The sequence below is a fragment of the Spirosoma oryzae genome (assembly GCF_003002825.1).
GTDB lineage: Bacteria > Bacteroidota > Bacteroidia > Cytophagales > Spirosomataceae > Spirosoma > Spirosoma oryzae.
This window is the reverse complement of record NZ_PVTE01000014.1, coordinates 1-25,722: the sequence shown is the minus strand read 5'-3', so window position 1 is coordinate 25,722 and position 25,722 is coordinate 1. Positions and strand designations below refer to the sequence as shown.

General features: G+C 55.6%; 20 protein-coding genes, 2 tRNA genes and 1 pseudogene. 4 read left to right on the top strand and 19 right to left on the bottom strand.

What is annotated here, in order from left to right:
* The 6 genes from CLV58_RS16615 to coxB all read right to left on the bottom strand — a co-directional run bounded on the left by CLV58_RS16615 (nt 1) and on the right by coxB (nt 4,882).
* Nucleotides 1-558: a QcrA and Rieske domain-containing protein gene (locus tag CLV58_RS16615; RefSeq protein WP_211300869.1), complete on the bottom strand. Its 558-nt coding sequence runs from the start codon at nt 556-558 to the stop codon at nt 1-3.
* The gene (locus CLV58_RS16610) at nt 506-778 is read right to left on the bottom strand and encodes a cytochrome c oxidase subunit 4 (protein WP_245882360.1); all 273 of its coding nucleotides are present in this window, start codon (nt 776-778) and stop codon (nt 506-508) included. Before CLV58_RS16610 ends, CLV58_RS16615 begins: the two co-directional genes overlap by 53 nt.
* A 70-nt stretch (nt 779-848) precedes the next feature.
* Entirely contained in the window at nt 849-1,706 is an 858-nt protein-coding gene (locus CLV58_RS16605) for a cytochrome c oxidase assembly protein (RefSeq protein ID WP_106138956.1), read from the bottom strand.
* A complete protein-coding gene (locus CLV58_RS16600; RefSeq protein WP_106138955.1) occupies nt 1,703-2,269 on the bottom strand; it encodes a cytochrome c oxidase subunit 3 in 567 nt (188 codons plus the stop codon). The genes CLV58_RS16605 and CLV58_RS16600 overlap by 4 nt, the downstream gene beginning before the upstream one ends.
* A complete protein-coding gene (gene ctaD / locus CLV58_RS16595; RefSeq protein ID WP_106138954.1) occupies nt 2,247-3,941 on the bottom strand; it encodes a cytochrome c oxidase subunit I in 1,695 nt (564 codons plus the stop codon). The genes CLV58_RS16600 and ctaD overlap by 23 nt, the downstream gene beginning before the upstream one ends.
* The gene (gene coxB, locus CLV58_RS16590; RefSeq protein WP_170108723.1) at nt 3,938-4,882 is read right to left on the bottom strand and encodes a cytochrome c oxidase subunit II; all 945 of its coding nucleotides are present in this window, start codon (nt 4,880-4,882) and stop codon (nt 3,938-3,940) included. The genes ctaD and coxB overlap by 4 nt, the downstream gene beginning before the upstream one ends.
* 254 nt (nt 4,883-5,136) lie before the next feature.
* Here coxB and CLV58_RS16585 point away from each other — a divergent pair, with 254 nt between their 5' ends.
* On the top strand, nt 5,137-5,694 hold the full coding sequence (locus CLV58_RS16585) for a DUF4136 domain-containing protein (protein ID WP_106138952.1): 558 nt from the start codon (nt 5,137-5,139) through the stop codon (nt 5,692-5,694).
* Nucleotides 5,695-5,847: 153 nt separating this feature from the next.
* On the opposite strand, the gene CLV58_RS16580 is transcribed toward CLV58_RS16585, so the two are convergent.
* The 4 genes and pseudogenes from CLV58_RS16580 to CLV58_RS16570 all read right to left on the bottom strand — a co-directional run bounded on the left by CLV58_RS16580 (nt 5,848) and on the right by CLV58_RS16570 (nt 10,071).
* On the bottom strand, nt 5,848-7,119 hold the full coding sequence (locus CLV58_RS16580) for a chloride channel protein (protein WP_106138951.1): 1,272 nt from the start codon (nt 7,117-7,119) through the stop codon (nt 5,848-5,850).
* A gap of 9 nt (nt 7,120-7,128) precedes the next feature.
* Entirely contained in the window at nt 7,129-8,379 is a 1,251-nt protein-coding gene (locus CLV58_RS29195; protein WP_425443534.1) for a sensor histidine kinase, read from the bottom strand.
* A 27-nt stretch (nt 8,380-8,406) separates the two neighbouring features.
* Nucleotides 8,407-9,180, bottom strand: a pseudogene (locus CLV58_RS29190) (PAS domain-containing protein); the annotation flags it as partial.
* An 801-nt stretch (nt 9,181-9,981) separates the two neighbouring features.
* Nucleotides 9,982-10,071 (bottom strand) — tRNA-Ser (locus tag CLV58_RS16570).
* A gap of 199 nt (nt 10,072-10,270) precedes the next feature.
* Here CLV58_RS16570 and CLV58_RS16565 point away from each other — a divergent pair.
* Nucleotides 10,271-10,648, top strand: coding sequence for a LytTR family DNA-binding domain-containing protein (locus CLV58_RS16565; RefSeq protein WP_106138949.1), 378 nt, complete (start codon nt 10,271-10,273; stop codon nt 10,646-10,648).
* On the opposite strand, the gene CLV58_RS16560 is transcribed toward CLV58_RS16565, so the two are convergent.
* The 9 genes from CLV58_RS16560 to pdxH all read right to left on the bottom strand — a co-directional run bounded on the left by CLV58_RS16560 (nt 10,645) and on the right by pdxH (nt 22,742).
* Nucleotides 10,645-13,551, bottom strand: coding sequence for a hypothetical protein (locus CLV58_RS16560; protein WP_106138948.1), 2,907 nt, complete (start codon nt 13,549-13,551; stop codon nt 10,645-10,647). The two genes, CLV58_RS16565 and CLV58_RS16560, sit on opposite strands and share 4 nt — an antisense overlap.
* Before the next feature lie 115 nt (nt 13,552-13,666).
* Nucleotides 13,667-14,290, bottom strand: a complete 624-nt coding sequence (locus tag CLV58_RS16555; protein ID WP_245882359.1) for a class I SAM-dependent methyltransferase — start codon at nt 14,288-14,290, stop codon at nt 13,667-13,669.
* Between the two features lie 75 nt (nt 14,291-14,365).
* Nucleotides 14,366-16,672, bottom strand: a complete 2,307-nt coding sequence (locus CLV58_RS16550) for a glycoside hydrolase family 65 protein (RefSeq protein WP_106138946.1) — start codon at nt 16,670-16,672, stop codon at nt 14,366-14,368.
* Nucleotides 16,673-17,023: 351 nt separating this feature from the next.
* Complete coding sequence (locus tag CLV58_RS16545; RefSeq protein WP_106138945.1) at nt 17,024-17,236, bottom strand: DUF2283 domain-containing protein; 213 nt, start codon at nt 17,234-17,236, stop codon at nt 17,024-17,026.
* The gene (locus CLV58_RS16540) at nt 17,224-17,547 is read right to left on the bottom strand and encodes a hypothetical protein (RefSeq protein ID WP_211300868.1); all 324 of its coding nucleotides are present in this window, start codon (nt 17,545-17,547) and stop codon (nt 17,224-17,226) included. Before CLV58_RS16540 ends, CLV58_RS16545 begins: the two co-directional genes overlap by 13 nt.
* A gap of 175 nt (nt 17,548-17,722) precedes the next feature.
* Entirely contained in the window at nt 17,723-19,618 is a 1,896-nt protein-coding gene (gene acs, locus CLV58_RS16535) for an acetate--CoA ligase (RefSeq protein WP_106138944.1), read from the bottom strand.
* A gap of 383 nt (nt 19,619-20,001) precedes the next feature.
* Nucleotides 20,002-20,220: a DUF6814 family protein gene (locus CLV58_RS16530; RefSeq protein WP_106138943.1), complete on the bottom strand. Its 219-nt coding sequence runs from the start codon at nt 20,218-20,220 to the stop codon at nt 20,002-20,004.
* Between the two features lie 54 nt (nt 20,221-20,274).
* Nucleotides 20,275-21,849, bottom strand: coding sequence for an MFS transporter (locus CLV58_RS16525; RefSeq protein ID WP_106138942.1), 1,575 nt, complete (start codon nt 21,847-21,849; stop codon nt 20,275-20,277).
* Nucleotides 21,850-22,091: 242 nt separating this feature from the next.
* On the bottom strand, nt 22,092-22,742 hold the full coding sequence (gene pdxH / locus CLV58_RS16520; protein WP_106138941.1) for a pyridoxamine 5'-phosphate oxidase: 651 nt from the start codon (nt 22,740-22,742) through the stop codon (nt 22,092-22,094).
* A gap of 96 nt (nt 22,743-22,838) precedes the next feature.
* Between pdxH and CLV58_RS16515 the strand changes: the two genes are divergently transcribed.
* Nucleotides 22,839-25,202, top strand: coding sequence for a DUF349 domain-containing protein (locus CLV58_RS16515; protein ID WP_106138940.1), 2,364 nt, complete (start codon nt 22,839-22,841; stop codon nt 25,200-25,202).
* Nucleotides 25,203-25,307: 105 nt separating this feature from the next.
* A tRNA-Thr gene (locus CLV58_RS16510) sits at nt 25,308-25,391 on the top strand.
* Nucleotides 25,392-25,722 lie beyond the last annotated feature (331 nt).

Below are 25,722 nucleotides of genomic sequence, written 5' to 3'. Positions count from 1 at the left end.
CTACTGACCATCGCTGAAGTTAGTAATCGGAATGGGCGCTGTACCGATCTGTACGTGACCCTGTGCGACACGAATCGCGTAGCGCGGTAACGGCTTGGGGGGCGGACCGGCCGCCACGGACCCATCGCGGTAGTACACGCCACCGTGACAGGGACACATAAAGAGATCGGCCTCTGCTTCCCAGCGTACCGGGCACCCCAGGTGCGTACAGTTGACCGAAAAGGCAATGAAGTCCTCGTCGGATTCGCGCCGTACCCAGGCCGCCGTACGGGCCGTTTCGCCAGCCCAGGCCCTTGGATCAGCGTTTTCGAACTTGACGAGCGTTGTACTACCCACCCGAAACTGATCGGTCGTACCGACAGTCCGCCACACTTCGGGTTTATCTTCCAGCAGCGGTGCAATTAGTGCGCCGACTACCGGCACGGCCACCGCAGCTGCCGCCAGTCCGCCCAGACCCAGACTTACTTTCAGCATAAAATCCCGGCGGCTGTCATCGCTGGCTTGATTATCGGCGGTCGGCTGCTGTTGATCGGTTGTTTCCGCGTTTTCCTGATTCATGTCGTAAGTCGGTTATCCAGCCCGTCAGGGCAATAGTCAGTATCACTAAACCTGCACCGGCAATGACCCATCCGGCTTTTACGCTCCAGCCCAGAAATGCCAGTCCCATCGCAAAATAGAACGGCCAGTAGGTTGGGCGGGGTAGCTTCCGGGGCCGGGCTGCTTCCCAGTTTTCCCGATTCTGAATTCGTTCGTACTGCTCTTTATTCATGATGATCATCGAAGGTGTAGGTGCTGAATCGATCGACAGACCTGACAGGTTTCGAAAACCTGTCAGGTCTGTATCATCTTTAGTGTACCGGCGCGATCTGACCAGCCTCATCGTCGTCGGTTATCCAGTGGATGAACAGACTGATGGCACCAGTTAGGTAAATCAGACAGCCAGGTACCCACATCAGCAGGCCAGCCATCTGCTGATCGACGGCGGGTTCTGCCGGCCAGCCGGCCGGGAGCACACTCAGCATGGCATAGTACGACTGGCCGGGAACGTAGGGGTAGTAGCTACCAGCAGGCGCAAACGTAATGAGCATGCCCAGCAGTGAACACCCGATACAGGCCGTAAACAGGTACAATACCCCCGTTAATGGGAACATACGCTGACTGGGGCGGGGGCCTAGTAACGGCCACGCGAAACAAACGCCTGCCATGACCAGACTGATCGGGTGGACCAGATGAATCAGATTGGCTGCCCAGTCGGTCGAGGGGCCAGCCAGCGTACAAAGAGGAATGATCCCTGTATCGCCATGCGCCAGGCTGGCCCGGTAAGTGCCCGGAATATGCCAGAACCACATCGTTCCCAGACCCATCAGCCAGCCGATCCACGGGGCTGTGCTAAAAAAAGCCGACAGTCGATCGATGTGCGTTGCGCTCCAGCCCGTCGGCCGACGCGGTAATCCCAGCACCAGGAGCGGAGCGACCACCAGCAGGAGTAGCATATGGCCGATCATGTGCGCGCTCATCGAGCAGGTCAGGGCCAGCGTATGCAGCGGGGAAAACTGCACCAGCGCCAGCAGAACCAGTCCGGCTCCATACAGCCCCGCGCCCCGTTGCCGACGCCAGCCAGCCATACTGCCATATAGTAAACCCAGTGCCAGCAGGATCGCCAGACTGGCCAGGTCGAAGGTCCAATAGTGCATGACGGGCATCATAAGGTGGAGTCGGCTAAGACGTGAGGTAATACATAAACGACCATAAACACCACCGCCCAGACCGCGTCGACGAAGTGCCAGTAAATACCCACCGATGGTAGCAGGACCGAATCCGGATCGTCGAGGTCGCCCAGAAAGGCCAGGTATATTACGATCGACAGAATGATCAGGCCGATCAGGACGTGCAGCCCGTGAAAACCGGTTAACGTGAAGAAGCTGGTCGTGAACGTACCCTGGCTGATCGTCAGCTGTTCCCGGAAAAGGGTACGGTATTCCAGCCCCTGCCCAAACAGAAATACGATGCCCAGCACCACGGTTCCGATCAGCCACAAGCGCAACTGCTTCGTCTGCCCGCGCCGAAAGCTGACTTCGGCGCGCCAGAACGTGAAACTACTGCTCAGCAACAGCACGGTAAACAGACCAGTCGAGGTCAGGTCGAGCCGGCTGACCAGGCGCGGATTCAGCGTCGGTACGTAGCTGAAATACACGAACGCCATCAGCAGGGCCAGAAAAAAAATGGTTTCTGACCCGACAATCAGCTTAATCAATGTCTTTTGTGCCATACTTTTCTTCGTCGGGTTTTTTGTAGTCGCCGATCTCCGGATGGTTCAGGTCATGTACCGGCCGAAAACTGTAGACTGGTGGCAGCGTGGTAAAATTTTTCAGGGGTGGGGGCGAGCTTGTCAGCCATTCGAAGGTATAGCCGTCCCACGGATTATCGCCCGCCCGTTTACCCCGTTTCAGGGCGTCGTAGAGCAAATACAGAAAGACCAGCATCGACAGGCCCATCAGAAAAGCACCCAGCGACGAAGTTAGGTTGAGGGCACTGTAGCCTGCCAGGGCGGGATAGGTGTAGACCCGGCGCGGCATCCCGATGATGCCGAGAATATGCTGCACGAAAAAGGTCAGGTTAAAGCCGATTACGAAGAGCCAGAAGAACCAGTTGCCCAGTCGCTCACTGTACATCCGGCCACTCATTTTCGGAAACCAGTAGAAAAGACCCGCAAACAGGCCGAACAAACTTCCCCCCAGGAAAACGTAGTGCAGATGGGCGACGACGTAGTAGGTGTCGGTCAGCTGCCAGTCGATGGGTACGATGGCGAACGAAATGCCACTCAGCCCACCAATCGTAAACTCGACCAGAAAGGCGGTGGCGAACAGCATGCCCGTTGTAAAGCGAATTGACCCGCCGTACATCGTACCCAGCCAGTTGAACACCTTAACACCCGTGGGAATACCGATAAGCATGCTGCTGACGGCAAAAAAGCTGTTGACGGTATGGCCCATACCCGTTGCGAACATGTGGTGGACCCATACGCCGAACGCCAGCAGTGAAATGGCGATGCCCGACCCGACGACAAACGGATAGCCGAAAATGGGTTTGCGCGAATACACCTGAAATACTTCCGATAGTACACCGAATGGCGGTAGCACAACGATGTATACTTCGGGGTGACCAAACAGCCAGAATAAATGCTGCCACAGCAGTGCTGACCCGCCCGCATCCGTATTGAAAAAATGCCCGTCCAACTGCCGGTCGATGAGTAGCATGGCCAGCGCTGCGTTGAGCGACGGAAACGCGGCCAGAATCAGGAAGCTGTCGATAAACACCATCCAGACAAACACCGGCATGTACTTATACTGCATACTGGGTGTTCGCAGGGTTATGATTGTGACCGCCAGATTGCCCGCCGTAGCGACCGTGCCGATACCCGACAGCAACAGGCCGATGCAGTAGTAATCGATGCCGGGTGAAGCGGAGTACTGCGTCTGATTGAGGGGTGCATAACTGAACCAGCCCGCGTCAGGCGCTCCACCAGCCAGAAAGCTGAAATAAAGAAGCAAGCCGCCGAACAACGAGATCCAGAAGGAGAAGGCGTTTAGCCGTGGGAACGCCATTTCATTCGCGCCAATCTGTAGCGGGACCAGGTACACGGCCAGGCCCAGAATAGCGGGTGTCAGTACGAAGAAAATCATCGTCGTGCCGTGCATCGTAAACAGCTGATTATAGGCGTCGGGCGCGAGAAAATGATTGTTCGGCACCAACAGTTGGACGCGCATCAGCAGGGCCAGCAGGCCGCCTACAAACAGATAGAACAGGGCCATCAGCAGATACATGATGCCGATTTGCTTGTGATCGACCGATGAAATCCACATCAGTAACCCCTGATCGGAATTGACTGTCGCGCCCGGCAGCGATTTCTCTGGCTCGGGAAGTTCTACGTCCGTTATCATTTCAGCGAGGATAAATAATCGACCAGTACGTTGATGCTGTCTTTCGGGTAAATGAAGCGGGGCATCAGCGCACCGGGCTTAACGTGTTGCGGATCGGTAAGCCACTGCCGCAGGTTGTCGGGGTTGTTTTCCATTAGTCCGGCCAGCATCGTCCGGCGGCTGGCAAAGTGAGTCAGGTCGGGACCGACGGCTCCCGTGGCGGCCGTGCCCCGGATACGGTGGCAACTGCCGCAGGGCTGCCGACTGAAGAAGGCCGCTCCGGCCTGCGCCGAAGCACTCAGCACCGGATTTGCCACCTGTGCCTTCCGGGCCACCCAGTCTCGAAACTCGGGTTCTGGCTGGGCTACGACCTTGATGCGCATCCAGGCATGCTGAGCCCCGCAGAATTCACTACAGGCACCCTCGTACACACCCGGCTTCGTAATCGTTACCCATAGGTGATTGGTACGGCCGGGGATGGCGTCCATCTTGGCCCCTAGTGCCGGTACCCACCAGTCGTGAATGACATCAGCCGCATTGATATGAAGCAATAGCCGACGCCCGACGGGAAGGTGAATTTCGTTGGCAACAATGGCTTTCGTGCCGGGGTAGCTGGCTTCCCACCAATAACGGTGCCCCGTAATGACGACATCAGGCTGGGTCCCGCTGTCGGGTGGTAATACATCGGCCATCGTGTCGAGCGTCAGGTACATAAAGACGATGACGAGTAGTGTCGGTACGCCAATCATGAACCCTTCAACGACCTTGTTTCCGGTAAACTGCTCCGGCTCCGCATCACCAGGTCTGGCCCTGAAGCGCACGACTATGTAGATCAGCAGACCGATGACGATGGTCAGCACGAGCAGGGCTGCAATGGTGAAATAGGCGGTTAATGAAGCGATGCGGTCGGCCTGTGCAGCAGCGGGTCTTAGCAGCGACGGCAGCATCGAGAGTGTTTCCATATAGCTTCTAGGTGCGGATAGGTACTCGTCAACTGAGTTCTGGTCACCCATTCACAAGTAGCAAACTGGATTGATCGGACATAGTCCTTCACCTTAACAAAACTTTAATAGAACAGACGTACTGCCGCTGGTTATTTACCATCGATACATGACCAATCTGTATCCAGGGACGTTGGTCGTACCGTTCGCTCAGCGTCGATACGACCAATAAATGTACAAAATATCATATATAACCTATCAAACAATCACGAATTATGAAAGCAATGGTTCTCGCAGCAGCTCTACTGCTGGCTGTCGGCTTCACGCAAGCGCAGAATGTGTCGATCAATGCCGAAACGATGCCAGATATCGACTTTTCCAAGTACAAAACCTACGCCTGGGCTTCGCAGGTAGACAGCAAGCTTGATCCGGGTTTGTACTTCCTGAACGACCTCGAACTGAAACAGCGCGTGCGGGGTGCCGTGGGCTATGCCATGGACGGACGCGGGTATACATTTACACGCCAGTCGCCCGACCTCGTCGTCAATTTTCGTGTGTTCGACAAACCGGCCAGTATTCAGACGTACAGCGAATACGGCTCCGATTACTTCACGCCCAATGAAGTCGCGTCATTGCAGGACCCCAAGAAAGTAACCCTCGATGCTGGCTCGTTAATCATCAATATGATTGACCGGAAAACCGGACAGACGGTATGGTTTGGTACGGCTTCGGGACTGACGAATACAAATGGCTTCGACCGTAGCGAAAACAAAATACGGCAGGCTGTTAACTTGATTTTCAATCAGTTCAATTACCGGGGCGATAAATATTAGTGCAACTGCCGTTCTATTTCGATTCTGACCGCTGCCGGTGACTCATTCGCTGTCGGCGGCTTTTTTTAACCATAGAACCTAGGGCAGAAGTCTTCTGTGTGTAACGGTATGCCCGGACTGACTCTTCAGCGTGGGGCCAGGCTACAAAACGAACTACGGCTCCTTGTCTTTATCCGATGCGCCGAGTTCGCGGCCAAGGCGGGCGCGTATCCCTCTTGATTTGGCTACGGCCAATACCTGCGATGTGTACAAACTCTGGTGGCCCGACAGCAGAAAGCTGATGACGCACGACACGGCGGCATACGGCGCTACGGCCGCGCCAAACAACTCGATGGCCAGGATGCTCGTCGCAATTGGCGTGTTTGTCGTGCCGGCCAGCAGGCTGACGAAACCGATGGCGGCAAAGGTCGCCCGGTCGGCCCCAACGAGGTCGCCGAAGAAGCTGCCCGCCGTTGCACCGATAAAGAGAATAGGCGTGATGACGCTGCCGCTGCGACTGATACTGAGCGTGATGATGGTGAAGAGTGCCTTGAGCAGAAACGCATAGCCGACGACAGGAGCACCACGCACGCACGACTCCATCAGGTTCAGGCCCAGTCCCAGGTAGTCGCGGGAAAAGAGCAGGGTCAGCACCACCAGCACAGCTCCGCCCAGTAGGCCCTTGAGCGGTCGCCAGATGGGGATGCTCGTGACGGCGCGGGTACTGGTACGGATTGCCCAGATCATACCGTATGCGCACAAACCGAAGAACATACCACCCGCCATCAGCTTGAGGAAAAAGCCCTGCCCGAAGGCGGGAACAAAGGTCAGCGGGTAATAAAAGAACGTCACGCCCAATGCCGACGATACCTGATAGGCCGTAATCGACGCGACAAAAGCAGGAAGCAGTACGTCGTACAGAATGACACCGACGGCCAGAATCTCGATGCCGAACAAGGCTCCCGCCAGTGGCGCGCCGAACACACAGGCGAAACCCGCGCAGAACCCGCACAAGACCATCTTCCGCCGGTCGATGTCGTCGACACGAAACAGATTGGCGAATACCGAACCGATACCCGCGCCGATTTGTGCGCAGGGGCTTTCTTTACCCGCCGAACCACCCGTTGCCAGAATCAGTATGACGTTGATTACTTTGGTCGGGATAAAACTTCCCTCGATTTTACCGTAATTTTTGTTGATCGCAGCAATCAGCGCGTCGGTGCCAAGGTGGCGTTTCAGCACGAACTGACTCAACAGATTGGCCGTAAAAAAGCTGGCGGGAAGCAGCAGGAAGATGTACTCGTAACGGTTGCCCTGCTCGATAACGAAATGAATGAATCGGATAAAGGCCGAAGCACTAAGCCCGGCTACGCAACCGATAAGTGTTGACAGCAGCAGCCATTTCAGGACCGATAGAAAGAGAATCAGCTCGTCGTTGGCGCGCATGAAGGATAGCTAATGAAGGCGGACAGTGGCCGGTTGGCGGGGATCGTTCACGGGCAGGTAGATACTAAACGTTGCTCCCTGACCGGGCTGGCTGCTGGCGCGAATAGCGCCCCCGTGATTCGCGACGACTTTTTCGCAGATGGCCAGCCCAATGCCCGTTCCCTGGTACTGCTGCTTGGTATGCAACCGTTGAAAAGCCTGAAAGATGCGGTCGAGGTATTTTTCGTCGAAGCCAATACCGTTGTCCCGCACGTCGATGCAATAGAACTGCCCCTCCCGGCTGACCGGAACGGTATTGCCGGGTAATTGCTCGGCCGAAACGATCGCACAGACAAGGCGGATATGGGGCACCACGCCGGGACGCCGGAACTTGATGGCGTTACTGAGCAGATTCTGGAACAACTGCCGCAGTTGCAGTTCGTCGCCCTGTACGGTAGGTAACGTATCGGATTCGATTACTGTCCCACTTTCCTGGATAGCTACCGAGAGATCGTCTTCGATACTAGCAATCAGCGCACCAAGCGCCACCTGCTGATCCCAGTGCTGGTGATTGCTGGTAGAGATACGGGAGAAGCTGAGTAGTTCGCGGATCAGGGTCGACATGCGCCAGGCGGCCAGCTGCATCCGTTGCAGGTAGTCGACGCCGGTGCCCAACTGTTCCTGATATTGGTTCAGCAACAGGTCGCCAAACTGCTGAATCTTGCGCAGCGGTTCCTGTAAATCGTGGCTGGCGATGTAGGCAAACTGCTCCAGGTTTTCGTTGGACCGACGCAGCACCTCGTTCATGGCATCGAGTTCCTGGGTACGTTGCTGCACACGTTCTTCCAGTTGCGCGGCCAACTGTCGGTAGCGGTCCTCACTTTCCTGTAGATGCCACCGATTCATCACACTTTCCTCGACGTCGATAGCCACGTTTAGAATCGCATACACTTCTCCGGTTGCATCGACCAGCGGCTTGTAGGTGAAATTAAAGTGCGACGTGACCAGTTTTTCGTCGACCTGAAGCGTTGCTGGTGCCTCCCTGGCGTGATAAGCGATGCCGGTCGTGTACACATCATCGAGTTGTTTCAGAAAGGGTTGTCCTTGTAACTCGGGTAGCGCGGTCGCTAATGGTTGGCCGATAACGGAAGCGGATTTCCCCCAAATGAACAGCATAGCCTCGTTCGCCAGTTCGATTGTCATGTCCCGGCCTTTGTAAACGGCAATGGCCATGGGCGACTCATCGATCAGGCCCTGTAGACGCTGTTCGCTGGCCTTCAACGCCTGACTGGCCAATACCTGCTGGGTGATGTCGGTGATAATCGACAGGACCGATGTCGTAGTATTGTGGCAGTCGCGAACGGGGGAGTAGACCAGATCAAAGAAAGGCCCCGCTCCGGGATCATCCGGTTGGACCGTCGACGGGAAGTGGGTGCCGTAATACGGAATGCCGCTGGTGAAGACTGCCTTTACGATAGGCTGTATGTCCTGCAACTCGTCGCTGGTTACGATGTCGGCCAGCGGGCTACCGATAATAGCTGCCGATTTATTCCATAAGGCAAGCATGCGCTCGTTGGCCAGTTCAAGCACCATGTCGGGCATTCGGTAGAGAGCGATGGCTACCGGTGCCTGTCGAATAACGGCACGTAGTCGCTGTTCACTCTGCTCGGCAGCCTGCTGCGCCAGTACCTGCTGCGTAATGTCGACCGTGGTAACGAGCACGTAGGCAACCTGCTGGTGGGTGTCGACGATGGGCTTCAGCACTTTTTTCAGGTAGATACTGCCAGTACCTGTGCTGCTTGGCTGCTCGTAGGTCGGCAGCGTACGGGGCTGTCGGTCGCGAATGACGGCCACTAGTGTCTGCTGAAACGATGCATTGCCGATCGGGTCGATGGGGGCATTACTGAAGCCGTCGGTCAGGGATTTGCCCACCAGTTGCGCGCGTTGGTAGCCAAGCAACTGCTCCGCCTGGTCACTAACGACCAGTATCGTGTATTGGGGCGAATCGGCACGAAGAACAAGTGAAAAATCGAATTGCTCTAGAAACGGAATCAACGTTTGTTCCGAGAAAAGACTTTTCATGGACGGTGAGATGATTAACCGTGTGGATGCTGTTGGTTGCTGCGTTAAAAATTGGGCAAAAGAGGGTGGTCTTGCTGTACGTTGCTTACGGGTAGGGCTATCCTCAAAAGTATGGATTTATCGCCAGCCGTTGGTCCCCGCCGGATAATTAGCGGAGTACGTGCAGGTCAGACACCCGGCCCGATACAGCGTAATCTCTTATTGATGAGTACGATTAAACGAGGAAAAGGTTCAGAACAATTCGCACAAGGGTGATGCCCCGACCTCCCAAATGCCGCCTGTAATGCGTCCAACTGTTGGGGCTGGACACCTTCAGGGCCAAGTCGTTTCTGCTGTAACTGCCTCCGCTACTGGCCCAGACTGACCAGCGGCTCCCTGATCGACGGGGCTATCCGGCTGCCATCGTCCCCCTGGTCCACGCTCAAAAGTTCTCATTCTGAGTAGGGGGTCGACCCAGGATGTGCGCCAGTAGAACCGGTCAACTCCGCTTAGTAAGAACGCATGCCATGTTGGTCACGCCTTTTTATTTGAGTTGCTTTATCTGAGTGGTAGATTAAAACTTTATTAAAAAAATATCAATTCGTAGCTGATTGCCTGTGAGCCAGCCCAAAAAGCAGTTGTAACCGCATGTAACCGCCTGGTTTCAGTTTAAACGATCATATGCTGAGTGCCGATACGATCGGGCAGGGTGCTTTGATAAGCCGCAGGTCAGCCGCGAGTGAGTGGCATGTGCATAAAAAAGCCCGTCACGAAGCCGTAACGGGCACTCTCAATTGGGTGAAAACTAGTCTTTTAAATACTTGGCAGAGAGGAAGGGATTCGAACCCTCGATACGGTTGCCCGTATACACACTTTCCAGGCGTGCTCCTTCAACCACTCGGACACCTCTCTGTGTAGTCAGTAAATCGAAATGAAATTACTTACCCTGGCTGATGCCCCAAAGGTAGGTACGGCGCGGCAGGGATGCAAGGTGCCGCATGCGTGATTTGGCGCGGAGTTGGTGTGATAGTTGTTAGTCTACTAAATCAGGGGATATAAAATCGGTAGTCATTGTAGAACCGTATATGTTGTCTAACAACAAATTATATTGATGAAACGAATCAATCTGACCAGTCAGTCCGATGCGATAAGTTACCTGTCGAGCAATAGCAATTACACGACGATCTATTGCACGGACGAAACCAACTGGTTGCTGGCAAAGACGCTGAAAGCATGTCTGGTCGAATTGCCCGCCTTTATTCGGTTGCACCGGCAATACGCTGTCAATCCGCGCTACATCGTCAAAGTCCGGCTGGTAGCCCCCAAAACGGCCGAAGTTCTTGTCGGCACTACCTGGCTACCCGTTAGTCGCCGGCTGTTCCGGGAGGTCGACCAAAAGATGGGCTTAACCCAACCGGGACCCGGCCGGGGCCGCTGGCATTACGTGGACATCAAGCACGATCAGCCCGTCCGGGGCGACCGATTCTAGAATCCGATATCAATTACGAGCGGCTGTATCAGTGGCAGGCCGGTATTCACATTGTAAATGGTACGAATACCGGCTTCCAGTGGCGTTCTGATGCGCAACACGTTAAACACCAGCGATAGGTCGAGCCCTACCGTCTGATACTGGTAATTCGTACCCTGAGCGAAATCGTAGAACACGTTGGCCTTCACCCGCTGTACGTAAGCCAGCCGACCCAGCGACCAGTGTGTGTCGGCCAGGGGTAATCGGTAGTCGGCGCTGGTGGTGTACAGTTGCGTCGTGCTAACGTACGCCTGCCCGCGCGGGTAGGCCACGGCTGGGCTAAATAGGTAGCTGTCGCCAGCCCCCTGTTGCTGATAACCACCCCGCAGGCGCAGTGAATGGTGCTTCCCAAGTCCCGGCACATACAACAAACCCTGTGCTGCCAGCTGACCAGCCTGTAATCGGCCACCGAAAGGTGTATGGCGATAACTGATCGACAGGGCCTGCCCCCAGCGAGGGGCTACGTCCCGCTTGCTTTGCCGGATGACCTGCGAAAAACTGAACCCATATGTCAGGGCGCTGAGCGATCCCGCAAAACCAACTTCGGTTGCATACCGAACAGGCAGGTCATAGCCTGTCACCTGCTGGTAATTGTAATACGTCGACAGACTCATCGACCGGACGTACTTCGAATTGGTCAGCCGCCAGGGCAGTCGGACGCCAGCCGTTAGTTGATTGTATTGCCAGCGGTCTGACCGTAGGGAGTCGTTGGGTGCCGTGCGGTCGATATAAATCGACGTGTTGCGATGGCCTCGCTGAAAACTCAGGTCGAAGATGGGGTAAGCGCCCTGATAACTCAGGTTCGCAAAGAAATTACCCACGCGCTCGGCCTGATTGTAAGCGTAGCCGACGCCAAACTGCGTGGTACTGAGCAGGTCCTGCGAATTCAGGCCGACGGTCAGGCTTTGACCGGTACTGCCCAGAACGGCACCCCACGAATAAGGATTGAGGGCATGCCCCAGCCGGCTGAATCGCTTCGCCCGATACGTAACCGACGGCACCGAGTCGCGCAGGACAGCCCGTCCGGCAGCGGCACCAGGGTCCTGCTGCGGGAGCTTGCCGAAGAAGCGCACGGGTGGTGTACTGCCGCCGTTAGCGGGTACAGCCGAAACGACTGTCCATGACGTAGGGGCAAACGGCATGGTCTGAATGCGCGATCCGGTGGCGGCAAAATCGTCGAAAGCCAGCGTCCGGCCCGATGGTGAGACGGCTGCATGGTAAGCCGCCAGTGGGCGCGACGTTACCTGCGCCACCTGCCCCGATCGCGTATCGACCGCATAAATGTTGTCGATGCCGGACCGGGGTGAGTTGAACAGCACATAGTCGCCGGCAGGCTGTGGATTGCTGCTGTTATCGCCGGAACGGGGGAGCAGATCCGTTGTTTCGCCGGTCTGCGTGTCGATGCGCTGAATCGTTTTCTGCCCATTTTTCAACCAGACAACCACGATGGTTCGACCGTCCGCCTGCCAGCGTGGGTGCTGGTAGAAGGCGTCGTCTGGATTCGCCAGTGTTTTCAGAACTGCCCCGGTTTTGGCGTCTAATACCAGCAGTCGGGTATGGTAGTCTGTCGTGTTGTCGACAACGAGCAGCCGGCTATTGTCGGGCGAAAGGGCCACGGCGGTATACCGGGTTCGATGAGTCAGTCGCGTCAGCTTGCCAGTCTTGATGTTTAGCAACCGAATGGTCGAATATAGGCGTTGCCCCCAGCGCGGGTCGTAGCCAAACTCGATCCAGCTAACCATCGTCGGCGTGGCCGACAGCATACCGGGATCATTGGTGAATCCCTGCACATGAATCGTCCGTTCTGGTTTGTTTTCGCTTAACAAAACCAGCCGGGGTGTGTCGCCCAGCCCGCTCTTGACGCAGATCAGCGTGGAGTCGTTCAGAAACTGCGGGTGCTGGTAGTTTGTAAAAACGGGGCGGCTTGTCTGTTGCTTTTCCGCCGAAACGGGCAGGTTGGTGGCGGGTGTCAGCGTCAGACCCGCCCGCTGTTTTTCCCAGCTGTCAGTCGCGTCGGACATCGATTGCTGGTACAGGGCTTCTACGCTCAGACCGGGCTGCGTGGCGATTGTTGTGACGTCGCGGATGCTGCGCGAAAAGGCAAAGGGCCACGGGAAGCGCCGGTAGTTTCGGTTCAGAACCCGATCCCACACGTCGGGGCCGTAGGTGCGCTTGAGGTAGGTCGTCATGAAATAACCCAGCACGTAATGGTTCGGCACGTTGTCGCGGAACGAGCCGCAGACGGCTTTCTGGTAATCGAAGTCCAGTCCGGCGAGTCGATTGGCTCGCATGCCGAGGTCAAAATTCGGAATGCGCCCCCGGCCGCTGGTGCTGAGCAGGGTTTCGGTACCCACGGCATCGCCTTCGGCAAACCAGTCGGGAACAGTCAGCAGGGGGATGTACAGCCCCGTATTCCCCAGCAGCGAATACAGTACCTTGCCGTAGTGTTGCAGGGCTTTGTCGTACTGTACGACATGACGAAACTCGTGAACTGCCAGCAGGTCGAGCCAGTTGAGCGTGCCCAGTAGGGTAGGGTCTTGTGGGGGTACGGCAAAAAACTCCGACCGACGTGGGTAGAGCGTCACAAAACCGTTACTGCTTGTGTTCTGATTCTGTAGCAGTACCGAGATGCGCCGGGGCCGTTTCCCGAGCGACGCGCTGACTGGTTCGTAGAGTTGTTCGAGCCGCCCGGCGGTCCGTTGCGCGGTACTGTCGAAGCCCGTCGGGTAGAGTACCCGGAAGTGGGGTGTATTGAGCTGATACCAGCGCAGACTGGCCGGGTTCTGATCGAGTACAGGCAACGACTGGGCCACGCCCAACCGGCCGACGATCAGCCAGAAAAAGACAAGTAGATACGTTCTCATAGACAGGAACACAAAAGTATCTGTCGGCACCTTCCAACCCGAAAAAAGCTGCGTTCTTTTGAGAATACGTACCGCAGCCGGTTTGGGTTACGACAGCGCAACGACTTAGTCTGTACTAGCGCCACCACTCGGCCGAGACCATACCCCACACCTGCGGGCATTGACCGGCGCGGTTGAGCCGGGTTTCCGATACCAGCGATTGCCAGCTGGCTAGCCGACGTGTTTCGATGTTGGCTGTCAGGCGGAAAAACCAGATCATCACCTGAATCAACGCACGTTGCCAGCGACGATCGGTGCGAACAAAATCGGTAATCAGCAGGATGCCGCCGGGGCGTAAAGCACGGAGCAGGGCTGGTAGCATTCGCTCACGGATGGTTGATTCCGTGAATACGTCGAGTACGAAGGGGAGGATGATTACGTCGAACTGATCGGTCGGGGTTAAGGCCTGTTCGGAGCCATGCTGGAATGTAACCTGCCCCGTCAGTTGCTCCCGGATCATCCGCTGACTGGCCCGCGCCAGCATCTGCCGGGAGGCTTCCAGAAACAGCAGCCGGCCCGGTTGTCTGGCGAGTAGCGGACCCAGCAGGGCACCCGTTCCCCCACCAAGCACCAACACCGATGCCCCCGCCTGAATCTGGGACAGCCATACGGTTTGAGCCCGCTCCAGGCGACGCCCAAACACAAGTCGGCTCAGCGCATCATAAACGGGGGTAACGGTATCGAAATGGGGTGGATTCATTCGCAGGATTGTCACAACCCGCATCCTGTATCCGAACAACAGGATGCGGGTTGCGACAACGAAATGAGGGGACTGCTAAACCGTTTGTGATTGGTTGCCCGCTATCGTGAGTGGCTGACCGTTAACTTGTAACGTGATCGGTTGGGTCGAAAAGTTCTGCACGGTCACGTCGGCCTGCGTTGCGGTGACGGCCAGCAGATTACCCCGGAAGCGAATCTTGAACGACAGCGCCTGCCAGTTTTCGGGACAGTACGGTGCCAGTTGCAGTTGTCCGTCGTGGCTGATGCGCATACCACCGAAGCCTTTCACTACCGCCAGCCACGTCCCAGCCATGCTCGTGATATGGCAACCGTCTTCGGTGTCGTTGTTGTAATCGTCGAGGTCGAGCCGGGCGGTACGCAGATACATTTCGTAGGCCTTCTCTTTCATCCCCAGTTTCGACGCCTGAATCGAGTGGACGCAGGGGGATAGCGACGACTCGTGCACGGTCATCGGCTCGTAGAAGTCGAAATTGCGTTTGAGCGTGTCCGTATCGAACTCGTCTTCGAAGAAATACAGACCCTGCAACACGTCGGCCTGTTTGATGAAGCACGACCGTAGAATCCGATCCCACGACCAGTGCTGATTCAGCGGACGCTGCCCTTTCGGGATGTCCGACACCGGCATCAGATCCTTATCGAGGAAGTCGCTTTGCTGTAGGAAGACCTGCCGCTCCGGATCGAACGGGTAGTGCATGTGGTCGATAATGTGCCGGGCAGTCGCCGTTTCTTTCTCCTCGCGGAAATGAATCCGGTCGATCAGCTCAGCGTAACGATCGGGCGCGATGGCCTTGACTTTCTCCACCGCTTCGAGCGTATAGCGCAACGTCCAGGCCGCGATGTAGTTGGTGTACCAGTTGTTGTTGACGTTGTTTTCGTACTCGTTCGGCCCCGTCACACCTAGCATCACGTACTGGTTTTTCGCCTTCGACCAGTTGACCCGCTGACTCCAGAACCGGCTGATCGCAATCAGGACTTCCAGCCCGTAGTCGGCCAGATACTGTTCGTCGCCTGTGTAGCGGACATAGTCGTAGATGGCGTAGGCAATAGCACCGTTGCGGTGGATTTCCTCGAACGTGATCTCCCACTCGTTATGGCATTCTTCCCCGTTCATCGTCACCATCGGGTACAGCGCGGCCCCGGCCCGGAAGCCTAATTTCTGCGCGTTCTCGATGGCTTTGCCTAGCTGTTTGTGGCGGTAGATCAGCAGGTTGCGGGCTACTTTCTGATCGGCCGTCGACAGGTAGAAGGGCAGGCAATACGCTTCCGTATCCCAGTAGGTACTACCGCCGTATTTCTCGCCGGTGAATCCTTTCGGACCAATGTTGAGCCGCTCGTCTTCGCCGGTGTAGGTCTGGTTGAGCTGGAAAATGTTGAACCGAATACCCTGCTGGGCGGCTACGTCGCCGTCGATGGTGATGTCGTTCGTCTTCCACTTGTCGGCCCAGGCCTGTTGCTGCTCGACCAGCATCCGATCGAACCCCTTGCGGCTGATCGTCTGAATGGCCGTGTGGGCTTCGCGCATCAGCGAATCGCTCGGCATGTTGAGCGACGACAGGTTGACGGCGTACTTGTAAACGACCGTTTCCTGCCCCCGCCGGCAATCGAGCGAGATGCGGTTGGCAACGTATTTCTCGTATTTGATCGGCTGCGACTGGTAGTCGATCCGTACACCGTCCTGCTCGATCTCCACGCACATCCCCGTCACGACATGGAAGCCGGTCTTCCGTGTCCGCAGCTGAATGTACGCTTCGCCGTAGGCCGTTTCCTTACGCACTTCGTCCCAGAACGTTTCGTCATAGTTCGCGTCGCGGTTGCGGATGCCGCCGTCGACGTAGGGCGTGACGGTAATCTTCGCGTCGAAGTTGAGTGGCGTGATGGCGTAGCGGATGGCACCGGCTTCGTCGTCGACGATCGAGCAGAAGCGTTTCGCATTGACCCGTACTTCCTTACCACTTTTCAGCACGGCCACAAACTCGCGTTCGAGGTAGCCTTCCTGCATGTTGAGCACGCGCCGGAAATCACGGACTTCACACTGCGCCAGATCGAGGGCTTCGTACTCAATGTCGACGTCGATACCGATCCAGTTGGCAGCGTTGAGCACCTTGGCGAAGTATTCGGGGTAGCCGTTTTTCCACCAGCCGACGCGCGTTTTGTCGGGGTAGTACACCCCGGCTACGTAGTTGCCCTGTAACGTTTTCCCGCTGAACTTCTCCTCGAACGAACCACGGCCTCCCAGTCGGCCGTTGCCCAGCGACATGACGCTTTCGGTAATTTCGTTGTAATCGCGATGGAACCCGTCTTCAACAATGCGCCAGGGGTCCTGAGTCAGGTAATGCTTCATCAATAGGTTATGGTCAGTTTAGCGTAGTGATCTAATTCGTTTTGGGTACAGATGGCCACTGAAGTGACCGGCAATCTACTGATTTAGCCGGCTGTAGACAAACCGCCAAAGCTGCGTGTACGACAAGATACCCGCTGCTCACAATAGGCTGACGTTTATCGGTTTGATGACAGTCAGTATTGTTAATGCTGATAAATCAGCGAGTGGGGCCGTGTAAACTGTTGAGCGAAAATTCAGCTCATCTTCTCTAGTGCAGACAGTGGCTGAATGATACATTTCGCTACAACGCCCGTGCTCACTGCGTTGCTATCGGGTAACAATGGGTTTCGGCTGAGCTTAATACGAGCCGAATTATGCCGTGACGGTTTCGAAAGAGATCGGAATGTTTCTGTGATCGGCGGGGCGAAAGTTGAGTTTTTCAAAGCCGATTACTTCACCCTGCGCATTCTTCATCAGAACGAGTTCGTCACCGGTTTCCTCGCTTGTTATCTCGTCCTGCCTATTCCCAAACCAGACAGTCAGCGTATTACCTTCGATGTCGTGAAAAACCGTTATCTTGTCCATAGTATGTCGCCTTCTTTGATGGCGTCTGTTGGATACGCAGTTATCAAAAAGCTTTCTTCGCTGTCCTGATGCTTGACAACGACGCAGGTCCAACGCTTTGTGCCTGTTGTTCTATAAAACAAATAAACTCGCTCATCGGATTTACTTCGGCGAATCTCATCCGGGTCTTCAAGCGTCAATTTAATCAATTCTTCCTGACCAGCCAGTACTGGATGTTTCTGCGTAACGATAAGCTGCCAGCGGTTTTCGGAAAGCGATACAACAAAGTCAAGCGGTGTTTCAACGGCAAACAAAATAGGATTCGTATTCATGGTAAACAGGACCTTATTTGCCGCATCGCCACTATATTTTCGGGCAGAACCTGCCCGGATACCAGATGGGATGAGCCCTGTCGACTATCCATCTGATATCCGAATAGTTTCGTTGCCTAACGGCTACTCAATGACACAAAATCAGCGCTGATTCCATTAATCAGGTTCATTCGATTTACAGCGCGCCTGCCTTGATGTCCTCGACAACGGCCGGGTCGAGCAGGGTAGTGGTGTCACCGAGGTTGCTGGTATCACCTTCGGCGATTTTTCGCAGAATCCGGCGCATAATTTTGCCAGACCGGGTTTTGGGTAAGCCTGAGACGAACTGAATCTTGTCGGGTTTGGCGATGGGGCCAATGACGCGGCTGACGGTGGCGTTGATGTCCCGTTTGGTCAGGTCAGCGTCCTTGTCGTCCAACTCGTGTTCGGTAATGACATAAGCGTAAATGCCTTGTCCTTTGATATCGTGGGGGTAGCCAACCACCGCGCTTTCGACCACACCCGTGTGCATGTTGATCGCGTTTTCGACTTCGGCCGTTCCGATGCGGTGGCCCGATACGTTCAGCACGTCATCGACCCGGCCAGTGATGCGGTAGTATCCGTCTTCGTCGCGCAGACAGCCGTCGCCGGTAAAGTACAGACCGGGATAGGTCGCAAAATAAGTCTGTCGGCAGCGTTCGTGGTCGCCGTAGGTCGTGCGTAGAATGCCCGGCCAGGGAAATTTCATGCATAGGTTGCCGCTAACGCCGTTTCCTTCGATTTCTTTACCGTTTTCATCAACCAGAATGGGTTGTACGCCCGGCAGGGGCAGCGTCGCGAAGGTCGGCTTGGTTTTGGTGATGCCGGCCAGCGGTGAAATCAGAATCCCGCCCGTTTCGGTCTGCCACCACGTATCGACGATTGGGCAGCGGTTCTTGCCTATGTTATCGTCGTACCAGTGCCAGGCTTCTGCGTTGATCGGCTCGCCCACCGAACCCAGCACCTGTAGGCTACTCAGGTCGTGCTTTGCCACGACATCCGTCCCGAAGCCCATCAGTGAGCGAATCGCGGTTGGAGCCGTGTAGAGAATATTGACGTTGTGCTTGTCGGTAATGTCCCAGAAGCGCCCGGCATCGGGGTAAGTGGGCACCCCTTCGAAGATCAGTGATGTCGCACCACAGGCCAGCGGGCCGTAGACGATGTAGCTGTGGCCCGTAATCCAGCCGATGTCGGCGGTGCAGAAATGCACCTGGTTGTTTTCGTACTGAAATACGTTCTGAAACGTGTAAGCCGCGTAAACCATGTAGCCGCCACAGGTGTGCACCACGCCTTTCGGCTTACCCGTACTGCCAGAGGTGTAGAGGATAAACAGCATGTCTTCGGCATCCATCTCCTCGGCGGGACAGTCGGCCGTGACCTGCTTCAGCTCCTGTTCCCACCAAACGTCGCGACCCTTTATCATCGACACTGGTGTGCGGGTACGGGTCATGACGATCACCCGCTTCACACTCGGGCAGGCGATCAGGGCATCGTCAACCGTATTTTTCAGCGGTACTTCTTTATTACCGCGATACGAGCCGTCGGCGGTTACGACCACTTTACACTGGGCGTCGTTGATGCGGTCGGCAATGCTCTGGGCCGAGAAGCCGCCAAACACAACCGAGTGAACCGCCCCGATGCGGGCGCAGGCCAGTACGGCAATGGCCAGTTCGGGTACCATCGGCATATAGATACAGACGCGGTCGCCCTTGACAACGCCGTTGCGTTTCAGCACGTTGGCAAACCGGCAGACCTGATCGTGCAGCATTCGGTACGTGAGCGTCGTGCCCGCTTCGTTCGGGTCGTTTGGTTCCCAGATTATGGCCGGTTGATCGCCCCGCTCGGCCAGATGCCGGTCGAGGCAGTTCTCGGTGATGTTGAGCTTGCCGCCAACGAACCACTTGATACTGGGCTCTTCAAAGTTCCATTGCAGGGTTTTCGTCCAGGGTTTGCGCCATTGGAAATGCTGAGCCACTTCCGCCCAGAAGGCTTCGGGGTCTTCGACGCTTTTCTGATACGCAGCCTGGTATTCTTCAAACGAACGGATACGCATGGGTCTATGATGTTACTAGGGTTTTTTTGTATTCACCCGGTAAAGGTAGAAATCCCGGCGCACTTCCGGGACCATTTTGCCGACAATCCTCCTCAGTCGCCGTCGAACCGGGTAGTATGACTAAACAGCGCGTAGAGAAGCGTTCATGGGGTTATGCACCGCGACAAACGGCGTTAGTACCGAAGCAGGCTACTAAGAACCAGCCGGTTGGCAGGCTATACAGTGATCGCATCGCATCGACCGGAAGGGCCGGTACAACTATCAGAAAAGCAGACAGATTGGCCTATACCTAAACGCAGTCGGGTTGTCAGGACGATAAATTAATAGTTTCCTAATGATGAATGCCGACGAATACCGTACTGTACGATGGTGCAGACCATGAATCAGTCGTCGTATTCGCCCTGTAAGGCGTATAGGCCAAAGCGAACCAGGCCACCCACAATGATCGGCATCAGTACAAAAACAATGATGATACCGAACACCAGATCGTCGGTTTTGTCGGAAATCAGTTTGGGAATGCCCAGTGAAAACAAACCGAAATAACCCGTAAGAGCGGCCAGGGCCAGCCACACAATGCCTAAGTAGCGTTTAAGTGCATTCATATCCGTGCGGGGAAGAAGCTAGTCAATACGAATAGAGGAGTGAACGTAAATAACCTAGTCCGTTACCTGTGCGCGGTTGCTGAGGTAGACTACGCCAATCACCAGGCTTACGGCGGCAACGATGATCGGGTACCACAGCCCTTCCAGATACGGGGCGGCATAAGGCAGCGCTGCCCCCGCTTTTTCGGCGACTGCGTTGGCTTCTTTAGCTTTCGTAGCCAGGTAGGTGGCTACGGCCGGGAGTAACCCACCGAACACCCCGTTGCCGATATGATACGGTAGCGACATCGACGTATACCGAATCTTGACCGGAAACATTTCGACCAGAAAAGCCGCAATCGGTCCGTAGACGAGCGTGACGAACAGAACCTGAATAAAAACCAGCCAGATCAGTGTCCAGCGGTCCGACGTGTTAAGCAGTACCGATCTTTTTACGTCCGATTTACCCGTGTCATTCGTGGAAGCCGACGAAGCCGCTCGTTTCGTCGTCTCCATCAGCCGGGTACCGTCGGTATATAGGTGCGTTACCGTCGTTGTCTTGAGCAGCCCACCTTTCGGGTCGGGTGTCGTCGTTGTCTTGATCGACAGGCCGGCCGGAATCTCCTGTCGGTTTGCCAGATTCGTCGTCTGATACATCGTCTCGTAGATCGTCCGGTACGACAGAATGGCCACCAGCATCCCCGTCAGCATGATGCCTTTCCGGCCGATTTTATCGGACAGCCAGCCAAAGACGACGAAGAAGGGCGTCCCCATAAGCAGCGCGACAGACATCAGTTCATCGGTCTGCATAGCGTCGACGTTACAGACGGTCTTGATGAAATTCATGGCGTAGAATTGACCGGTATACCACACCACGCCCTGTCCCATCGTCGCACCGAACAGGGCCAGCAGGACAAACTTGAAGTTGTATTTGTTACCGAAACTTTCCTTCAACGGATTGGTCGACGTTTTTCCGGCCGCCTTAGCCTTGGCGAATAGGGGTGATTCATGCATGTTTCGCCGGATAACGTACGAAATCGCCACCATCAGAATCGAAACCAGAAACGGTACCCGCCAGCCCCAGTCGTCGAAAGCGTCCGTCGACATTGACGTGCGTGTCAGTAGAATGACCAGCAGCGAGACGAACAGACCCACCGTGGCTGTTGTCTGAATCCACGACGTCCAGTAGCCGCGTTGTCCGACGGGCGCGTGTTCGGCTACGTAAGTAGCGGCCCCGCCATATTCACCGCCCAGCGCCAGTCCCTGCAACAGCCGCAGCACCAGCACCAGCGTCGGTGCCCAGAACCCGATTGTTTCGTAAGCCGGGATTAGGCCAATGGCAAACGTAGCCCCGCCCATCAGCAGCAGCGTTACCATGAAGGTGTACTTCCGGCCAATCAGATCGCCCAGCCGACCGAAAAACAGCGCCCCAAACGGACGTACCACGAAACCAGCTGCAAACGTCGCCAGTGTCGACAGGAAAGCCGCCGTCGGATTCCCCTCCGGAAAAAACTTGGTGGCCAGTACGGTCGCCAGCGATCCGAAGATGTAAAAGTCGTACCACTCGATGAGCGTGCCGACGGAAGAAGCCCCGATCACGCCGATCAGGCTGCGGGTATCGGTGACGGGCTTGGGCGATGCTGAGATCATAAACGGTCCTCAGTTGGGAAAAGGTCAGAACAAGGTTGTGTGTAAACTGGCAGGTATGTGCGGCCTGATAATCAGTTTTTCCGTTAATTCTACTGATGGTGTCGCTGGTCGTAGCCTTGTCAATGCCAAATTTTTCCGCTGCCGGGAGCGAATCGTTTCCTAAACGGCGAAGCCCCGATCGGTCTCAGCATAGGTACACTGAGACCGATCGGGGCTTTTTATAGATCGTATATATAGCGTCGTTACGGGGCCAGCCGGTCCAGTTGCCAGTTGGCCGAATCGGTGTCGGCACGCCGGTAACGGACCCGGTCGTGCAGGCGGCTGGGGCGGCCCTGCCAGAATTCGATCAGGTCGGGAACAACACAGAAACCGCCCCAGTGTGGTGGGCGGGGTACCGGCTGATCGGCAAACTGGGCTTCATACAAGCGTTGCCGTTCGGTCAGTGTCTCGCGCGCGTCGATGGGCTGACTTTGGGGCGATACCCAGGCACCGATCTGACTACCGCGCGGCCGACTGGCGAAATACACGTCGGATTCGGCATCGCTGACCTTTTCCACGCGCCCTTCGATCCGAATCTGCTGTTCCAGATCAGGGTAAAAAAACGTCAGGCAGGCAAATGGATTGGCCAGCAGATCGCGACTTTTCCGACTTTCGTAATTGGTGTAAAAAACAAAACCAGCGTTCGATACGTCTTTGAGCAATACGATTCGACCATCCGGACGACCATTTGCACCGACCGTACAAAGGTGCATGGCATTGGGCTCGGAAACACCGGCTTGCAGGGCTGCGTCGAACCAGCGCCGGAACTGCGCAATCGGGTCGGGAAGGACATCGGCCAGGTCGAGTCCCTGCCGGGTGTATTCTTTTCGTAAATCGCTAATAGACGCAGTCATAGAGAAAGAAGAGTAGGCGGCTTTTCCGATTTGGCAAAAAGGGGAAAATTCGCATAAATATGTACTTTTGCAAAAGTAATCGGTACGTTTTTTAACATGGCAAACCAGGAACAGGAAATCAACCAGCCGTCGGAGAACGCAACGCCCGCACCCGATACGCTGGCCGTTCATACCTCCGACGAGACGAACGCTACGTCGCTGCCCGCAGCAAGCAGTGATGCAGCTGAAACGCCCTCGGCATCAACAGCCCCCGTCGAAGCCCCGGCAGCGCCCGTGGCTGCTGACGCTGCTGCGGATCAACCCGCCGATGAATCGGTGTCGACACCAGAAGCGACGAGCGATGCCGCTGCAAGCGCCGAAACGCCCGCAACGACCGAACTGAGTCCGGCGGAAGCAATCGCTGTGGCCGCCCCAGCAGAGCTGCCCAGCGTGGAATCGCCCGGTGTGGATGCACCCAGCGTGGAATCGCCCGGTGTGGATGCACCCAGCGTGGAATCGCCCAGCGCTGAAACAGCGGAGGTAGCGGCAAGCGGTGTCGCTGACGCGGTACCGGCGGATGAAATCAGCACGGAGTACGCGAACGTAGCCGAAACGGAAGAAGCGGACGAAGCACACGCCGAGCCAGCCGCTGACTACAGCCAGTTCTCGCGGCAGGACTTTGTTCAGTTGCTGGAAACACAGTTGGCCCTTGTCAGCAAGCCGGAGGTAACACCCGGCGATTTCAAGAAGGCGGACCTGGTGCTGAAAGAAAGCAAACCCCCGTTCGATCAGATGAAGCGGGCCGAGCGCGAAGCTGCGTTGCAGGCGTACGTTGCTGAAACCGGTTCGGAAGATGGCTTTGCCTTCAAACAGGACGACGTTGTGCAGCAGTACGAAGAGCTCTACAAGCAGATCAAGAGCTTGAAGAACACGTACTTCCAGAACCTCGACAAAGCTAAAGACGGAAACTTCGCGGCTAAAACCGACCTGCTGACGCGCCTGCGCGAACTGGTCGAAACCGACGAGTCGAACGCGGGCGACCCCAAGACGAGCTGGAACGAGTTCAAGAAAATTCAGGACGAGTGGAAAGCGGCTGGAAACATGAATTCCCCGCACAACGCTACGCTCTGGGCGACGTACCACGCGCTGGTCGACCGCTACTATAGCAACCGGAACATCTACTTCGAACTGAAAGACCTTGACCGGAAACGGAACGTAGGCCTGAAGACCGACGTGATCGAGAAGGTAGAAGCGATGGTGAAAGCTTCCGAAGAAAACGCTGTCACCCGGCAGGTGATCGACGAAGCCAACGCCCTGTTCGAAGAATACAAACACATCGGTCCGGCTCCAAAAGCTGAGCAGGAAGTACTGTGGGGTCGGATGAAAGCCGCCCTCGACGTGCTGTACGACAAACGCCGTGGTCAGACCAACGAGCAGCGGAAAGAGTCGGCACAACTGTACGAAGAGAAATCGGCCATCTACGAAGAGCTGGTTCCGATGACCTCGTTCACGTCGAGCAGCATCAACGACTGGAACGACAGAACGAAAGCCGTTATGGCGTTGCAGGATCGCTGGAATGCCATCAAAGGGCCTATGCCGCGTGAAGAAGGCAAGGAACTGAGCAAGAAATTCTGGGCTGCGCTGAAAACGTTCTTCCACAACAAGGGCGAATTCTTCAAGCAACTGGAAAGCAAGCGGGAAGAAAATCTGCGTCAGAAAACCGAATTGTGCGAGCGAGTCGAATCCATTCTGGCATCGGGTGAAGAATCACCGGAGATGACCCAGATGGTAATCGACCTGCAACGGCAGTGGAAGAATATCGGACAGGTACCAGAGAAGCAGAAGAACTCCATCTTCGACCGGTTCAAAGCTGCCTGTGACGCGTTCTTCAACAAGAAGCGCTCGAAAAACCAGGATACTGACCGCGAGTTCGAAGCGAATCTGGCGAAAAAGATCGCCCTGATCGAACGCATTGAAGCAGCCGCCACCGAAAATGCCGATCTGTCGCAGCTCAACGAGTTCAAGAAAGAGTGGAACGAGATTGGGTTTGTACCGAAGAAAGACATGCAGACGACGCAGAAGCGGTACATCAATGCCGTCAATGCGTTGGTAGGCGCGACAGGCAAGATTCCGGCGAAAGACAAAGAGCGGATCATGCAGCAGAGCGAAGCGGAAATGGGCCGGGGCGGTGCACGTTCGGGTGGTTCGCGCGGTGGTCGTGATAGGGATCGTGGTGACTACGGTCGCAACGAGTACAGCCGTGGCGATTACGGTGCTTCGACCGGCAACAAGCGGGAGAGTGACATCCGCCGTCGTATGACCGGCATCGAGAACGACATCGCTACATATCGGAACAATATCGAATTTTTTGCCCGTTCGAAAAACGCCGATAAGCTCCGCGCTGACATCGATCAGAAGATTGCAGAGGCTGAAAAACAGCTTGATAGCCTGCGGCAGGAGCTGAGAGCGGCTCAGGAATAGCAATTATGGCGTAGACCTGCCTGGGTCTACGCCATAAAAAAAGTGAAAAGTGGTTTGGAGGCAATGGTAAAAAAGCCTAAGTTTGCACCACAAATCACGACAGTTGCCAGTGTCGGATAGCGGTCGATTCCGCCTGATTTGTAATCAGGATGCGCAAGCGCGTCGGGGGTTCGAATCCCTCCACTGGCTCTCTCTGAATCAAGCACTTACGTTAGTTCGTAAGTGCTTTTTTGTTATTCCAAGTAACGCGTGTGCAATGCGATGTACAATGCGTTCAGATAAAGTGAGAGCGGTCAGATGGTTTGATCAATGTATCAGTGAATCTAGTTGTAATTAGAACCTGGTCCGTACCGTACGTCGCACTACTTTCGGCAGCAAGCATCTGCCACTGCAACCATATAGAATAAAAATAGCCCCACTACGACTAGAGTGTGTGGACAATCATAGTAAACTTAGCGAATAGTATGACCTTTGTGGTATGAAACGCTACGAGCTGTCTGATCAACAATGGACCCGAATT

Bases quoted from the DNA above. Each gene is read 5' to 3' on its own strand.
- CLV58_RS16615 (WP_211300869.1), bottom strand. From the start codon at position 558: ATGAATCAGGAAAACGCGGAAACAACCGATCAACAGCAGCCGACCGCC.
- CLV58_RS16555 (WP_245882359.1), bottom strand. From the start codon at position 14,290: ATGAATCCACCCCATTTCGATACCGTTACCCCCGTTTATGATGCGCTG.
- CLV58_RS16565 (WP_106138949.1), top strand. From the start codon at position 10,271: ATGAAACGAATCAATCTGACCAGTCAGTCCGATGCGATAAGTTACCTG.
- CLV58_RS16515 (WP_106138940.1), top strand. From the start codon at position 22,839: ATGGCAAACCAGGAACAGGAAATCAACCAGCCGTCGGAGAACGCAACG.
- CLV58_RS16560 (WP_106138948.1), bottom strand. From the start codon at position 13,551: ATGAGAACGTATCTACTTGTCTTTTTCTGGCTGATCGTCGGCCGGTTG.
- CLV58_RS16550 (WP_106138946.1), bottom strand. From the start codon at position 16,672: ATGAAGCATTACCTGACTCAGGACCCCTGGCGCATTGTTGAAGACGGG.
- CLV58_RS16530 (WP_106138943.1), bottom strand. From the start codon at position 20,220: ATGAATGCACTTAAACGCTACTTAGGCATTGTGTGGCTGGCCCTGGCC.
- CLV58_RS16605 (WP_106138956.1), bottom strand. From the start codon at position 1,706: ATGATGCCCGTCATGCACTATTGGACCTTCGACCTGGCCAGTCTGGCG.
- CLV58_RS16525 (WP_106138942.1), bottom strand. From the start codon at position 21,849: ATGATCTCAGCATCGCCCAAGCCCGTCACCGATACCCGCAGCCTGATC.
- CLV58_RS16540 (WP_211300868.1), bottom strand. From the start codon at position 17,547: ATGAATACGAATCCTATTTTGTTTGCCGTTGAAACACCGCTTGACTTT.
- CLV58_RS16585 (WP_106138952.1), top strand. From the start codon at position 5,137: ATGAAAGCAATGGTTCTCGCAGCAGCTCTACTGCTGGCTGTCGGCTTC.
- acs (WP_106138944.1), bottom strand. From the start codon at position 19,618: ATGCGTATCCGTTCGTTTGAAGAATACCAGGCTGCGTATCAGAAAAGC.
- pdxH (WP_106138941.1), bottom strand. From the start codon at position 22,742: ATGACTGCGTCTATTAGCGATTTACGAAAAGAATACACCCGGCAGGGA.
- CLV58_RS16545 (WP_106138945.1), bottom strand. From the start codon at position 17,236: ATGGACAAGATAACGGTTTTTCACGACATCGAAGGTAATACGCTGACT.
- coxB (WP_170108723.1), bottom strand. From the start codon at position 4,882: ATGGAAACACTCTCGATGCTGCCGTCGCTGCTAAGACCCGCTGCTGCA.
- ctaD (WP_106138954.1), bottom strand. From the start codon at position 3,941: ATGATAACGGACGTAGAACTTCCCGAGCCAGAGAAATCGCTGCCGGGC.
- CLV58_RS16580 (WP_106138951.1), bottom strand. From the start codon at position 7,119: ATGCGCGCCAACGACGAGCTGATTCTCTTTCTATCGGTCCTGAAATGG.
- CLV58_RS16610 (WP_245882360.1), bottom strand. From the start codon at position 778: ATGATCATCATGAATAAAGAGCAGTACGAACGAATTCAGAATCGGGAA.
- CLV58_RS16600 (WP_106138955.1), bottom strand. From the start codon at position 2,269: ATGGCACAAAAGACATTGATTAAGCTGATTGTCGGGTCAGAAACCATT.